This is a genomic window from Psychrobacillus sp. FSL K6-2836 (genome assembly GCF_038003085.1).
Lineage (GTDB): Bacteria > Bacillota > Bacilli > Bacillales_A > Planococcaceae > Psychrobacillus.
The window spans coordinates 1,202,952-1,218,230 of sequence record NZ_JBBOOM010000001.1 but is presented as its reverse complement, the minus strand read 5'-3'; the positions used below and the strand labels follow the sequence as shown (position 1 = coordinate 1,218,230).

The 15,279-nt window shown below is 36.8% G+C and carries 14 protein-coding genes and 1 pseudogene; 10 read left to right on the top strand and 5 right to left on the bottom strand.

Going from position 1 to position 15,279, the window contains the following annotated elements:
- Positions 1-15: 15 nt before the first annotated feature.
- From MKY37_RS05750 to MKY37_RS05705, 10 genes are all read left to right on the top strand, one after another.
- Entirely contained in the window at positions 16-3,663 is a 3,648-nt protein-coding gene (locus tag MKY37_RS05750; RefSeq protein WP_340774756.1) for an S-layer homology domain-containing protein, read from the top strand.
- A gap of 209 nt (positions 3,664-3,872) precedes the next feature.
- Positions 3,873-4,190, top strand: a complete 318-nt coding sequence (locus MKY37_RS05745; protein WP_340774754.1) for a hypothetical protein — start codon at positions 3,873-3,875, stop codon at positions 4,188-4,190.
- 512 nt (positions 4,191-4,702) lie between these two features.
- Positions 4,703-5,185 (top strand): sigma-70 family RNA polymerase sigma factor, encoded by a 483-nt coding sequence (locus MKY37_RS05740; RefSeq protein ID WP_340774752.1) that lies wholly within the window; start codon positions 4,703-4,705, stop codon positions 5,183-5,185.
- A 247-nt stretch (positions 5,186-5,432) separates the two neighbouring features.
- On the top strand, positions 5,433-5,900 hold the full coding sequence (locus MKY37_RS05735) for a competence protein ComK (protein WP_340774751.1): 468 nt from the start codon (positions 5,433-5,435) through the stop codon (positions 5,898-5,900).
- A 206-nt stretch (positions 5,901-6,106) separates the two neighbouring features.
- Positions 6,107-6,613, top strand: coding sequence for a PTS sugar transporter subunit IIA (locus tag MKY37_RS05730; RefSeq protein WP_340774748.1), 507 nt, complete (start codon positions 6,107-6,109; stop codon positions 6,611-6,613).
- Positions 6,610-6,879, top strand: a complete 270-nt coding sequence (locus MKY37_RS05725; RefSeq protein WP_340774746.1) for a PTS sugar transporter subunit IIB — start codon at positions 6,610-6,612, stop codon at positions 6,877-6,879. The genes MKY37_RS05730 and MKY37_RS05725 overlap by 4 nt, the downstream gene beginning before the upstream one ends.
- Before the next feature lie 12 nt (positions 6,880-6,891).
- Positions 6,892-8,157: a PTS ascorbate transporter subunit IIC gene (locus MKY37_RS05720; protein ID WP_340774744.1), complete on the top strand. Its 1,266-nt coding sequence runs from the start codon at positions 6,892-6,894 to the stop codon at positions 8,155-8,157.
- Between the two features lie 150 nt (positions 8,158-8,307).
- Complete coding sequence (locus MKY37_RS05715) at positions 8,308-9,168, top strand: transketolase (RefSeq protein WP_340774742.1); 861 nt, start codon at positions 8,308-8,310, stop codon at positions 9,166-9,168.
- Between the two features lie 5 nt (positions 9,169-9,173).
- Positions 9,174-10,106, top strand: a complete 933-nt coding sequence (locus tag MKY37_RS05710; RefSeq protein ID WP_340774739.1) for a transketolase family protein — start codon at positions 9,174-9,176, stop codon at positions 10,104-10,106.
- 481 nt (positions 10,107-10,587) lie between these two features.
- Entirely contained in the window at positions 10,588-11,958 is a 1,371-nt protein-coding gene (locus MKY37_RS05705; RefSeq protein WP_340774738.1) for a S8 family serine peptidase, read from the top strand.
- Between the two features lie 248 nt (positions 11,959-12,206).
- Here MKY37_RS05705 and MKY37_RS05700 read toward each other — a convergent pair.
- The 5 genes and pseudogenes from MKY37_RS05700 to fosM form a co-directional block, all read right to left on the bottom strand.
- Positions 12,207-12,628, bottom strand: a pseudogene (locus MKY37_RS05700) (GNAT family N-acetyltransferase).
- A 55-nt stretch (positions 12,629-12,683) separates the two neighbouring features.
- Positions 12,684-13,250: a GNAT family N-acetyltransferase gene (locus MKY37_RS05695; RefSeq protein ID WP_340774735.1), complete on the bottom strand. Its 567-nt coding sequence runs from the start codon at positions 13,248-13,250 to the stop codon at positions 12,684-12,686.
- Positions 13,251-13,505: 255 nt separating this feature from the next.
- Entirely contained in the window at positions 13,506-13,790 is a 285-nt protein-coding gene (locus MKY37_RS05690) for a CD3324 family protein (RefSeq protein WP_340774732.1), read from the bottom strand.
- Between the two features lie 212 nt (positions 13,791-14,002).
- Entirely contained in the window at positions 14,003-14,464 is a 462-nt protein-coding gene (locus tag MKY37_RS05685; protein WP_340774729.1) for an NUDIX hydrolase, read from the bottom strand.
- Between the two features lie 17 nt (positions 14,465-14,481).
- Positions 14,482-14,904 carry a FosM family fosfomycin resistance protein gene (gene fosM / locus MKY37_RS05680; RefSeq protein ID WP_340774726.1) on the bottom strand — a complete coding sequence of 141 codons (423 nt, stop codon included), beginning with the start codon at positions 14,902-14,904 and terminating at the stop codon, positions 14,482-14,484.
- Between the last annotated feature and the right edge of the window lie 375 nt (positions 14,905-15,279).

The following is a 15,279-nucleotide window of genomic DNA, read 5'->3' as shown; positions in this document are numbered from 1 at the left end:
CTAGGGGGAATATTTTTGAAGCAAAACAGATTATTATTATGGTCACTTATTTTTATACTTCCACTTTATAGCATACTTAGTAATGTTGGTATAGTAAGTGCGGCAGTATTGACCAATGATGAAACTAGTATTACTTCAGATACAAATGATGAGGATAAAATTTTATCCGTTGATCCAAAATTATCAGATGAAGAAGTTGTAAAAAAGGCAAAGGAAGCATTAGCCATTAGTTATACGGATGAGGATGACGCATCGAGTACGTCCAAGAATTTAATTCTCCTTACGACAGGTATAGAGGACGCAGTTATAAGCTGGCACTCAGATAAACCAGAAATTATAGCGAGTGATGGAAAAGTTACCCAACCTCTTACTTCAACAGGGAGTCAGTTAGTAACATTAACTGCAACAATTTCTAAAGGTGAAGTATCAGATACAAAAGTATTCAATGTAACAGTACTAGAATTGGCAGAAGAGATAGCACCGGTTCTAATTGCAGGACTAGTGGAGCGTTTATCCCAAACAACTGCCACGGTAAAATTTACATCAAGTAAACTTGGACACTACTATTATGAAATAGTGGAGAGTGGTAAGTCCTCTACTGAAATAATAGGGACAACAGAAGGAAAACCAGTATCGACTGAAGAAGAAACGATTAATTTAACAGATTTAGAGTTTGGTGCAAAGGATATTTATATAATAGTTAAAGATGAGAAAGAAAATACCAGTGAAAAACTAAAAATTGAAATCCCCGAGTTTATTGACTTCTCTACTAGTACTGGTAGACATGTTCGTGTAGAAGATGAAGTTTTCTTAGGTGGAAAGTATATCGAGGTAGGTATATCGAAAAGTGGCTCATTTGGAACAAAAAATAACGCCCCTGATGGATTTCATCCGATTGACCGTTTAAATTTAGGATTCGTCTTTGATGGAGACGGTTTTGATACTGGCAAAGCCATGACTAGTGGAGACTACTTCTTACCAGGTGGTCCATATGAAGGATTTATTGTTGGTTATAAAAATGAGGAAAGTCCAGTAACTTTTTTAAATGCCGAAAGAAGCTCAAGCATACGGATACCAAGTATATCTATTGAAGATATATCTACTGAAAAAATGTTAGCGGCTAAAACAATTGGTTTTACGTCAGATGATATGCTGAAGGTAGAACAAACCGTATCATTCAATGAAAATGATAAATTTTTTAAAATGACAGTGTTAATCACAAATAATACGGATAGCATGTTGAATGATGTGAGATATATGCGTTCAGTAGATCCAGACGTAGATCTTGATATGAGTGGTACCTTTGATACTATTAATTCGGTTCCATATAATTTTCCTAGTGATTCAAAATCTGTAGCATTAGCAAAAGGCCCTATTACGGGAAATTCTCTTGTGTTAATGTCGACTGATTCAAGATCTAGGGCATCACTGATTACTACAGACCCATATTCTGAACAGGCATTTAATGACAATGGTACAACCGCAGAAATTACGGAAGATGCTATGATAGGATTAACATTTACTTTAGGTAATTTATCCCCTGGGCAAACAGAAACAATAGAATATTTCTATAGCTTAGATAGCGATATCGATAAAACAATAGGGGATATAGAAAATGAAGCAGGTCCTGGAATATCGGATGAGGAAGCAGTTGCAAACGAATTAGAAAAATTAGTTATAGGATATGGGGAAGAAGACAATGAGTCTAACGTTACTAACGACGTAGTGCTTCCTACGAAAGGGATGAATGGGACGCAGATTAGTTGGTCTTCAAACACACCTGGAATCATTAATGAGGATGGTGCAGTTAACCGTCCTACCTATTTAACTGGAGATTCAGATATCATTTTAACTGCTACTATTACAAAAGGAGACACTTCAGTAATAAAAACCTTTAAACTGAAAGTTATAAAGCTACCAATTACGGATTTAGAGTCGGTGAATATAGCAAAAGAATCGTTAACTATAAGCTACTCACCTGGAGATAGTGAATCAAGTGTAAAACAAAAGCTTACTCTCCCAACTTCAGGACCGGAAGCAACAACCATTACCTGGTCAAGTAATCCTGCTGGATCTATATTGGAAGATGGAACAGTGCTCCGCTCTTCAAATGCAGACAAGAATATCACTGTCACAGCGACAATTTCAAAGAATGGTGTAACAACGACGAAGGAGTTTCAAGTGACAATACTGAAGAATCCAGCATCAGTACCTAATCCAACACCAACTCCGGCACCAACACCGGCACCAACCGGTCCAACAACCGAACAAGTCGAGGTCGATGTTGATGGTGAAGATGGGACAAACTTAACGAAAACGCCAGTCACTCGTACGACTGAGCCGAATGGTACCGTTAAGGATAAAGTTGCAATGACAGAGACACTCGCTAAAGAAATAGTAGCGAAAGCGAAACAACAAGGTGTCGATACAGCAAGAATTGTCATTCCAGATGCAAAGGATAAAGTAGCTGAAATCAAGGTGGACATTCCGAAGTCCGCATTAAAACAGCTAAATGATGGCAACCTGAAGCTAGAAATTGTTACAGATTATGGTGTGATATCTATACCAACTAAATCGATTTCTGGATTTGCAGAAGATTTATACTTCCGCATCGTACCGATGAAAACGGAACAACAACGAAAACTAGTAGAAGAACGTGCGAAGAAGGAAGAAATGATACAAGATGTCGCACAAAATCAAACCGTGCAAGTATTAGGTCGCCCGATGGAAATCGAAACAAATATGCAGAGTAGAGAAGTTTCGATTGTTCTTCCATTAAAAGATAGTTTGCCGTCGGATGCGAACAAGCGTCAAGAAATCTTCGATAACCTTGGTGTATTCATCGAGCATAGCGATGGAACAAAGGAGCTAATGCAAGGTAAACTTATCAAGATGAAGGATGGCTCTGAAGGTATTGAATTTACGGTTACGAAATTCAGTACGTTCACATTAATCTATATGGATGGCTGGAAGGAATTCCAGGATGAACAGAAGCAAATCCATAAAGCTTATATTAACGGGGTAGGAGACGGAACCTTCCGTCCAAATGCGAAGGTAACGCGTGCACAAATGGCCAAGATGTTAGCTCGGAATTTGTCAGATGTAGATTCTATCAATCTACTATCCTACATGGATGTCAGCAAAACCCACTGGGCATATAATGACATACTGAAAGCAAAAAATGCAGGCATTATGTTAGGGACAAGTACAGATAAATTCAATCCTGAAGGGACAATCACCCGCGCTCAAATGGCAATGATTGGGTACCGTTGGATTCAACAGGAATGCAAGAAGAATGCTTCCTCTTTTGACAGCTGTGCTTCTCTTACAAGTCTCAGCCAAGCGAATTATAAGGATGTTTCAACGAATCACTGGGCAGTTGAAGCGATTGACTTCATGAAGATGACAAATTTCATGAATGGATATGATGATAGTATCTTCAAACCAGATGAAAAACTAACACGAGCTCAAGCAGTAAAAGTTCTCAACCATCTCTTCAAACGTGACCCATTAACCGAAGTTAAAACTTCGACCTACAAGGATGTCCCAACAACTCATTGGGCATTCGCAGAGATCGAAGAAGCAACTAGAGAGCATATATTCACGATAGACACAGATGGAAAGGAATATCGTGTTCCTGTGTCAGAAACAATTCCCAACTAATCAGATAATTTACGATTAAATAAGCAATAGCATATAACGCTCACCTGGCAAACAGGTGGGCGTTATTTTGTACTTACAAAAGTTAGAATTGGCTCCACTGTTGGTAGTCCCCCGAGTAAATTCCGATAAAAATTTCCACTTTAAAATCAGAATTGCTGCAACCGTTAAAGAATGTAGGTACTCGTTATATTGTTTATGGGGTTCATTCAATGTCGTTTAATGGAACTTATAGATATAAAACTGATTTCAAGCGTTTTGATGAAGTAAAACTTTTATCGGAAGGTGTCAAAACTTCGGTGATTGAATATAATGGAGCACTCTATAAGGTACCGACTACGGCCTTAGCTATGGACAAACCAAAAGAGTCTCCTGTTATTAATAAGTCATTGATACCTGGTGATTCAATAACACAAATACAATTTGCCATCACAAAATCAAACCGTCCACTATGGTTTACTAGAACAACAGGTAATCGTTTTGAATGGACGGATTATTTTTTTGATTATAGAGGAACTGAAACAGCGTAAGTGACGTTTTTCCAAGATATGAAAAAATAGTAGAGTTTCAATCTGATAAAAGCCGTTTTGATATTGAACTGCACCTCCATTGTTAGACACAATCTAACAATGGAGGTGCAGTTTTTTAAAAGTAAAACCCCTCAAATCCTCCAACGCACATAACCGCTCATAACTACCACATAACCCAATCCAACCACCACATAAACACCGATAACCACCACATAACCCGATCCAACCACCACATAACCCGATCCAACCACCACATAAACTTCCAATAGTTATATCTCTGTATAAGAAACGGTTTGGATACAACTCTGAAATGCTTCTTACAAAGGGAACACTCTCAAAATAGTTTAGTTTTAAATGTTTCACCTCCGAACATTCACAGTACCAGACACAAAAACATAACGTTTGCAACGTCATTACTCCTTAAACGGTCATTGGATTATACCTGATGAGTTTATTATTCTTAGGCTACCTAGGAATAAGCGAATCGTGCATGACTCAAAAGGAATATAACTTTGACTAATTTTGAAGAAGTATTGAAGCAGTTTGAGCCGATGATTTCTGCCTGCATTCGAAAGCTAAGCATATATAAAAATCATGAGCTTTATAGACAGGCTGGTAGAATTGCGTTATGGAAGGCATGGGTTAAGTTCGATGTGGAAAAAGGAGATTTTGCACCCTATGCGTACCGATCCATATATGGGGGAATACTTGACGAATTAAAACGAGAAAAGCGTCAGGAGGAGCAAGTTGATCCCATGGAGGATGAAAAATTGGGGTTTTTACTTGAACAATCTATGGCGACAAGCTTATTGCGAGAGGATTTAGAAACAGCGATTGAATCATTGCAGTCAAATGAGCGAGAACTGTTGATGTGGATATTCGTGGAAGGCGTCTCGCTGCAGCAGGCTGCGACCAGAGTTGGTATCACAATACCGGGTATTAAAAAGAGGCGGGAAAGAATGCTTGCAAAATTGAGAGAACGTATTGAAAAATAGGATTTACTATTGGATGCCGAGAAAGTGATAGTTATCACTTCTCGGTATTTTTTCAGTTATTTTCTACTATCAGGACAGAAAATATTTTTCTAGTATAGGACCAAATTCTATAAATCAGCATTAGGATAGGGGGATTTAGGAATTATTTTTAAAATATTGTATATTTTTAGTATATTTAGACTAGTAAGATATATTGTCGTTTGATAGGATAGACTTATAGGGAGGAGACAAAAAAGGGGGAAATGTTTTGAAGGATAATAAAAGTAATTCTGAATTGATTGATAGTCAAACATTAATGCTTGAATCCGTTTTTAAAGATAAGGTAAAGACGCGAATCGTGACGACCCATGGAGTATATTATTCAGAAGAGAGTACATTGAACTTGCTTGAAGATGCATGTAATCGATTTGCATCCACGTTAGAGGGACGCTTGAAGGCAACGAAAAAATTAATGAATTATTCGGTAAAGACACCACTACTAATAGAACCGAATCATTTTGGCGCTTTTCCAACTATGTCCTATACGCATGTGGAATGTGTATGGATTTTCAATCACCCTTTTCATGTGAAAGAGGTGGGCAAGAGAAAGTCAATCATCCTTTTTTCAAATGGAATCTCTGTTCTTGTTAATGCTTCGAAGCATGTATTGCTCAAACAACATCAAAGACTACACACCTCGTTAAATATATATGGTATCCACCATCGAAATAAGTAGGGTACATAGGAACCTTAAAGTATACGTTTCTATTGTTTATGTAACTTAAAAGCTAGACACTGGCATTGAAGTGTACAAAAATATTGTCTCCTAACTAAATATTTTAACGTTGTGGCGTCTGAAGCTATTTTCAGATGCTTTTTTGTTTCCGTATTTTATATGTTAGTTCTTTTTAAATACTAGATCAAAGACTACTGTCACCTCTCATGTTCAAACTCAAACAAGCATATAATACAAAAAGCAACAAAGGAGCAAAAACACTGAATCGTAGAATACTAGAAAAGCAAGGAATACTGCTAGATGTCACAGCGAAAGACTGGGAAGATGCTGTACGTATTTGCGGTGAAATACTTATAAAAACGGGAAAAGTAGCAGCGACTTATGTGGATGCAATGATTCGTAATATTCATGAGCTTGGACCATATATTTTAATAGCTCCTGGTGTAGCCATGCCTCATGCGCGTCCGGAAGATGGGGTTGTTCAAGAGGGAATTAGTGTCGTTGTCTTGAAGGAAGAGATTGCTTTTAAGCCTGGTAAGGAGTTTAAGGTATTAATCGGCTTGGCCGCTTTAAATAATGAAACACATATTGACATTTTACAAAAAATTGCGGAGGTGATTTCCAAAACGGATTCGATAGAGCAACTTAAAAATGCAACTGAGCATGATGAAATTTTTCAGTTATTCCAAGAAAAAGAGGAGCATAGGCCATGAAAATACTAGCAGTCTGCGGAATGGGTTTTGGATCAAGCATGATGTTGAAAATAACAATTGAAAAAATATTAAAGGAAAAAGGCATAACAGCGGATGTAGAGACTGCCGATTTTACAACAGCTTCGAGTATCTATGCAGATATCATTTTTACTAACGAAGAATTTGCTAAACAATTGGAAGGAGGAAAAGTAAAGGTTGTTAGTGTAAAAAATATTGCAGATACAAATGAAGTTAGAGGTGCATTGGAGACAGTATTAAACACATAAGGGGGATAGAGTATGGCTTTTGTTGAATTCTTGATGAATGAAATTTTAAGCATTCCTGCTGTGTTAGTTGGTTTAATGGTATTTATCGGACTTGTTGCTCAGCGTGCTGCTACTACGAAAGTGATGTCTGGGACTCTTAAAAGTATTATAGGTTTTCTTATTTTAGGAGCAGGTGCGGGAGTAATTGTAGGCTCATTAGATTCGCTAGGCGGAATTATTGAAGAGGCCTTCCATATACAAGGTGTTATTCCGAATAATGAAGCGGTTGTTGCTATTGCTCAGCAAATGTTTGGTACGGAAACAGCACTTATTATGGGATTTGGATTCATTGCGAATATTTTATTTGCCCGTTTTACACCTTGGAAATATATCTTTTTAACGGGACATCATACATTCTTTATGGCCGCTTTGCTATCTGCCGTTTTAGGAACATCTGGCATGGAAGGGGCAACTTTAGTAATTGTCGGTTCCTTACTATTAGGATTTTTCATGGTTGCAATGCCAGCACTTGGCCAACCTTTTATGAGGCAAGTAACTGGAAATGACGATATTGCGATTGGTCATTTTGGAACATTTGGTTATATTTCTGCTGGCTTAATAGGGAAATGGTTTGGCAATAAAGCGAAATCCACTGAGGATATTAAAATCTCAGAGAAGTGGTCATTTCTGAAGGATTCATTGATATCTACTGCTTTAACTATGATAGCTATTTTCATCATATTAGCTGTTCTAGCTGGCTCGGATGTTGTGTCTAGTTTCTCCGGTGACCAAAATTATATTATGTTCAGTATTATGCAAGGTATCATGTTCGCTGCTGGTTTGAGTATTATTTTACTCGGTGTACGTATGATTCTAAATGAAATCGTGCCTGCTTTTAAAGGTATTGCAGATAAGCTTGTTCCTGGTGCAAAACCTGCTCTAGATATCCCAATTGTTTTCCCATTTGCCCCAACTGCTGTAATGATTGGTTTCCTTTTTAGCTTTGCTGGAGGACTTATTAGTATGGCGTTGTTAGGTGTATTGTCATTACCACTAATTATTCCAGGACTTGTGCCACATTTCTTTACAGGAGCGGGTGCGGGAGTTTTCGGTAATGCAACAGGAGGTCGAATTGGTGCTGCTGCGGGTGGGTTTGTAAATGGTGTTTTGATAAGCTTCTTGCCAGCATTTTTGTTGCCTGTTTTGGGAGAACTCGGATTTGCAAATACAACATTTGGTGATTCAGATTTTGGTGTAATTGGCATTATTATTGGATTTATTGCAAGTCTATTTAGCTAAAATTATTTAGGTAGCCTTCTTTTGAGGAATAAGGAGTGGGTTACCTAATTTTATCCCCATTAACAGGATGTTGTTTACTTAGGAATTGCCGCATGATGCGGCGTTATTTGCTTCAATCAGTGGGGGATGAAGAAAACCCCCACTAATTTTATGAGTAGAGGAAGAGGTGTTTCATTGCTACATTCAATTGATCAATTAAAACTGACAGCTACTGTGCTGAGAAAAAGGATATTATCTACTGCTTATTATAAAAAACAGGGGCATGTCGGTGGTTCCCTATCCTGTGCGGATATTTTAGTTAGTTTATATTTTCACCAATTATCGATCGATCCATCTAATCCAAAATGGGAGGATAGGGATCGATTTGTGTTGTCAAAGGGGCACACGGCATTGGGTCTCTATGCGACATTAGCATTGAGAGGATACATTTCCGAAGAAGAGCTTAAAACCTTCGATCAATATGATTCGCGACTACAGGCACATCCGGATATGACTAAGCTAGATGCGTTAGATATGTCTACAGGATCTTTAGGACAAGGATTATCAACGGCTGTTGGAATGGCTATTGGTGCGAAAAGGTTGAAGAAGGATTTCCATGTCTATTGTTTGATAGGGGATGGGGAGTCTCAGGAGGGACAAATTTGGGAAGCGGCAAATATAGCTGAAAAATATAAGTTAGATAATCTGATTGTTATTTTGGATCAAAACGGTCTGCAGCAATACGGTTGGAAAAATGGCAATAAAAGAATGAACCCAGAGAGTAATGGAAAAAGAAAGTTTGAGAGTTTTGGTTTTGAAACATGGGAAGTAGATGGACATTGTATGGAGGATTTAGTCACTGTTCTAACTGAAGTAAAGGGGAGGGAGAATGGTTTCCCTAAAGCCATTATTGCAAATACAACAAAAGGTAAGGGTGTTCGGTTTATGGAAAATAATTATGTCTGGCACTCGAAAGCCCCTAATGATGAGGAGTATATTATAGCTTTAAACGAACTAGAGGAGGAAGATTAACAAGCATGTCGATAAGTGTACGTGATCAATTTGGAAAGCACCTGGCACAAATAGCAAAAGATGATTCCAGAGTTCTTGCTTTAGATGGGGATCTTGGAAACTCGACACGTCTAGATTCGATAGAGAAAGAAACTGTCGATTCCTTTTTACAAATGGGGATTGCGGAGCAAAATATGGTGGGTGTGGCAGCAGGCTTAGCTTCTGTCGGATTTCAGCCTTGGGTATGCAGTTTTGCCACTTTTTTAACGAAAAGAGCATTAGATCAAATTGTAGTCAGTGTGGCACAGACTAATTTCGATGTGAAGTTAGTTGGCAGTTATAGCGGATTGCTGACAAGCAACACTGGTAAAACACATCATTCTTTAGATGATATAGCGATCATGACGACGATACCAAATATGACTGTCATTGCCCCTGGCGACGCAAGTGAAACGGTAGCTGCTATGAAAGCAATGCATCAAACAGCTGGGCCAATGTATTTAAGGCTAACTAGGGATGAAACAATTCCTTCCTTCTTGTCTGATTCTACGTTCGAAATTGGAAAGGGTAAAACGCTTGCGGAAGGGACGGACGTCTTAATAGTAACAACTGGGAGTACAACCTACCGGGTAGCGGAGGTTATTAAACAAATGGAAGAAGATGTGTCAATTGCCCACCAGCACTTTCCAACACTCAAGCCATTCGACAAAGAATTGTTATTGGAAGGTGCTAGAAAAGTTCAACTAGTAGTAACAGTAGAAGAGCATTATATACGTGGTGGTCTTGGAAGTATCGTTTCGGAAATTTTATCGGAAGAACTACCAAAGAGAGTGTATAGAATTGGAGTTCCCGATAGATTTTTGGGGTGTGGGACGGATGAAGAGCTGTTGGAGGCAAATGGACTATCGGTGGAGGAAATTAGAAAGTCATTGTGTAATGTATTGTTAAGCTTACAGTGAGGCCTGTGGAATTATGTGGTGGTTAGGAAGTTATATGTGGTAGTTAGGTAGAATTATGTGGTGGTTATAAGTTAATATGTGGTCGTTATGTTAGTTTAAGTGGTGGCAGATAGGTTATGTGTTAATTAGGGAGTTTTATGTGGTAGTTAGGCAGATTTAAGTGGTGTAAAATAGTTAGAACATATTAAGAGCGTCAGAAATGGCGTTCTTTTTAATTCTGCTGATTTTATGTGTAGTTCATTTCGATCGGAACGTTTATAATAACAAGTATAAGGAGTAAACAGTAAAAGAAGGGGAAAAATGGCATCGTCTGATCAAAAGCTTTATGAATACCATTTTGAAAATTCAAGTAGATAAAGGAAGTTGAAGGTAAGAGGTAGCTGGTTTTGGCTATTATAGATTTTACTTAGTCTATCTTGCCGCTATACATATAGGAAAACGAGTATGGATTGGTACTTGTAAGATTGGAGAGTAGTATGTGATGAAATATTTTATTTACCCCGTAGTTTTATTTGCATTAGTGCTTTTGTTACCTGGTATTTCCTATGCGACTGGAACTGATCAGAAATCATCTGGGACGGATAGAGTGATAGTCGAGGTTCTAAATGAGGATGGGCAGGAAGAGATTGAAAGTTTAACTTGGGATGAGTTAGATAAGATAGAAGAAGTACAACAGGTTGAAGTGTTAGAACCGGATTATATACGCTCCATCGGTGTTGTTGATACTAATATAGCGATGAATCCTACTTGGTCAGCAAAGCGAATTGGTGTGGAGCACATGAAGGAGCAGTTATTATCGAAAAAAGATGACATAATTGTGGCTATTATTGATACGGGAGTAGATAATACGCATCCTTTGCTAGCTGATAGAGTAATAGGTGGATACGATTTCGTAGATAATGACAATGATCCAATGGACAAACATATGCATGGAACACATGTCGCGGGAATTATTGCACAGTCTACACCTAAGCATGTGAAAGTACTTCCAATACGTTCCTTGGATGCGGATGGGAATGGGTACGACACGAATATTGCTAAAGGAATTCATTATGCTGTAGATAACGGAGCATCTATTATTAATCTGAGTTTGGCAGGAGAAAACTATAGTACTTATTTGGCAAATGCCATTGAATATGCGATTCAGCATAATGTTCTTATAATAGTTGCCTCGGGGAATAAGGGAATGGATACCGAAAAATTTTATCCTGCCTCTGAACAAAGAGTAATTGTCGTATCTGCGACAGATCAAAATGATCGGGTAACAGATTTTAGCAATACAGGGGCATCGATTGACATTTCAGCACCGGGTGTAAGTATTCTTTCGAGTATCCCTGGAGGAAAATATGCTCTAATGGATGGCACATCAATGGCTGCTCCCCATATTAGTGCAGTTGCCTCCATGTTAAAATTAGATGATCCTACTAGAAACATTAAGGAAATAGAAGACTTACTCAAACGATATGCGGATGATAAAGGTGAGGCAAACTGGGATTCACTATACGGAGAAGGTATTGTAAATGTCTCCTCCTACGAAAAGTATTCCATCATCGAGCAAACACTGGCATCAGCTGACTACATCTCGCTACCAAAATATACAAATGTCCCACTTGATAAAAAATGGACGATCAACTTTAATCGTGTCCTCACAGATACTAAAATCATCTCTGTCTTTATGTACTCCGATGAAAAAGAAGTACCAATTAAGGTCTCCTTTACAAGGGGGACAGATAAGTTAATGGTAACACCTGAAGCTAATTTTGAAGAAAATTCTCCTTATCTGCTTGACATACGAGTAGCTGGTGGTGATCGATATATGATGAACTTCCAAACAGCTACAGTTGAAGAGTGATAGTTTAAGAGAATTGGATTAGTGAGTTACAATATGTAGAATAATGGATAGTATTGGAAACCAATTGCGCATGAGGCAATTGGTTTTTTTGTGGTGGTTGAGGAAGTTTATATAGTGGCTGTGACGGTTTTGGTGTGGGTTACTTGGACTTATGTGGTAGATTGCAGTGATTGAGTAAAATTTAACAAAAAGAAACCATCTTGAACTAAGATTGATCAAAATGGTTTCTTTTTCGGTTATTGCTTGTTTTATAAATCTTTTTTTAAATAGTAATGTTTAAAATCTCGTCCTACATTATCTAAACTACCAAAAACTTCATATCCATTTTTTTTATAAAAACCTAATGCTTGAAAGCTTAATGTATCTACCTTTATGAAATCGCATTCCTTTTCTATAGCGATATTCTCAAGTTCTAATAATAATTTCGTTCCAAATCCTGATTTTCGAATATCCTCATCAATCATAAAGGTATGAATTTCTAACAAATCCAGCACACTTCAGCGAGTATTCCGCCACGTGTAATGCCATTTTCATCCTTAAGATATAAATTAACTTCTTCGTATCTGCCTCTTAAATTTACTGGAAAATGTTCTAGATTAAACTTATAAAGCTCATCATTAATATATTGTTTATCATTTTTATTTATTTCATTAGTAATAAGCAAATTCATCTTTGATTTCTCCTTTTGCCTTCTTTTATATATTTCTTGTTACAATAAATGTAAATTATTCCCCAGGAAATTCAGTGTGGAGCAAACCATAGACTAACATATCCTTACATTCTCCCGTAATACTATGACATTCAAACTGTCTTAAATAGCCTTCTTCCTTAAAGGTGAATTTTGTCAATAATTTCTTTGAAGCTATATTCTCATCTGTGACGAATGCCTGTATTCTTACTAAGCCTAACTCGTTAAATCCAATTGATAATACTTCCTGTACTGCTTCCGACATAATACCACGACACCAATATTCTTCAGATAATTCATAACCAATTTCAGCTCGTTTGCCTACAAATTCACTTAAGAAAATCGTACCAATAACTTCATCTGTTACTTTGTCAGCAATGGCAAAACGAATAATCCAACCTTCATCATATCCTTTGTTCCAAGCATTGATTACTTCATAACTTCTTTCTAATGTTCCTGGTCCATTCCAATCTAGGTGACGATATACATTTTCATTTGAATAATAATTGAATAAGCTAAGAGCATCTTTCGACTGCAACTTTCTAAGTATAATGTTTTTAGTTTGTATTGTCGGAAACGTTCCTAATAATTTCGAAAAGTTCATTATTTTCCCTCTATCTCTTATATGATTTAGTTTATCTATGTTGTGGAATCATTTTTCAATATCTGGCATAGCTATCCTCCATTTTTCAAAAAAAATAATATGAGTGGGTGTATTTAAAACTAGTAGCTGGTTCATTTCCTCTCGCCAATTATAAGGTGTGAGTAGATTATATCTTAGGTACATTCCTTAGAAATACCTCATTCTTATTTCATAAAAGAAAATAAGCCAATGTAGTAAAAACTACATTGGCTAAATTCAAAAATTTGTCTTTTTTCTTTTTTCTATTAGTACTATTCTTTGAATGCTCTTAGATGACAAAAAGTATTTTTCGCCTAAAGTAACTATATCTTTTCCTGATAGATGATCATTATAAATATTAGAATTTCTTAATTCCAATTCTTTTCTTGTAGTAGTACTGGAGCCCCAACTTTTTTTATTTTCTTCCCTACGTGGAATATAAATGTATTCACCATCAACATATTTTTGTATTAACTCTACCAGCTCAGCTGGCAGAACATTTTTTGCTTTTTTATAGCTCATTTTTGCACTCCTAAATGTTAATTTTTCTTTTAGGAATAACAAAGGCTATTTTTATCATTATGCAATAGCCTTTGCTATGCAAATATAGTATTCTTTCTCAAAAAATCAATCCTCCTTGCATGTTATATTATTTATTTTCCTATATGTCCGTTTCAAAAAATTATTACTTTATGATATACAGAAGGGGGCACTGTATCTACTTTTTCGTCATATTATTTTATTACTGGAACAGTTATTTTGTTTACCCAATCTTGAATGAATCGTTCTTGATGCGAATTCAAATGAGGTAGATTATTACGGGAAAAGAATCGATGCTCGTGACTTTCTTCCGTTTTATGTAGTAATTCTCCTGAAAAACAACTGGAATGGAATATAATCTGGACGCTAAAAATCTTATCTCCATTCTGATATTCTGCAAATCCCTCTTCACCTGAATAAAGACCGAACAGCTGTAATTGTTCAACTTTCAATCCTGTTTCCTCTAATGTCTCTCGTGCAGCAGCTTCAAGAAACGTTTCCCCAGGCTCCATAACGCCCCCTGGAATACCCCAAACATCCTGATCTGTCCGATGTTGTAGTAAAATCTGATTCTCATGTTCAATAATAATTCCACAGCCTACAGTCATTAGCATTTCATTTCCAATTAACTTACGAATTGTTTGTATGTAACTCATTGTTTCCTCCATGTTTTTTAATCGAAAAACTCCATATGCTTTAAGTTCTGTTTATAGTAATCTAATCTATCTTGTAAAGTACCAGTATGAAATTCAAATTTATGACCATCCGGATCAGTAAAATATATAGATTTCTTATCCCTTTCATCCCTTAGACGACCGGGTAATATATTTACATTTAATGCCTTTAGTTTGTTATATATTTTGTCAAATTCTGCTTCTTCAATTGAAAAAGCAATATGTGTGTATGACTGACTTATTTCATCACGCGGTATGTCATTCTCTACATTAAGAGCAAGCCACATACCATTCATATCAAAGTAGGCAGTGTTTCTACCTTTTACTAACAACTTAGCCTCAAATACTTTTTGATAAAAATCAATAGAATTTTCCAAATCAGAAACTGAAAATAGAAAATGGTTGAGACCTTTAATTGACATCTTTATCACCTCCTAAGGTAAAATTTTAAAATTCAACTAATCCATTGCATTAGTATTATAAGTTCGACAAATAAGGTGTTAATCCTTCTTGAATCAAGCCCTTCGTTTGTTTAATAAGATTAACGACTATGGGGTTGAGCGGGTTTAAGTGGCAGCCGTCATTTTATGTGTTGGTTATAGGAGTTTATGTGTTGGATAAAAGAGCTTATGTGTTGGCTATGGGAGTTTATGTGGTAGTTAAAAGAGCTTATGTGTTGGTTGATTGGATTTAAGTGGCAGCCACCATTTTATGTGTTGGTTATGGGAGTTTATGTGGTAGATAAAAGAGCTTATGTGTTGGTTGATTGGATTTAAGTGGCAGCCAACATTTTATGT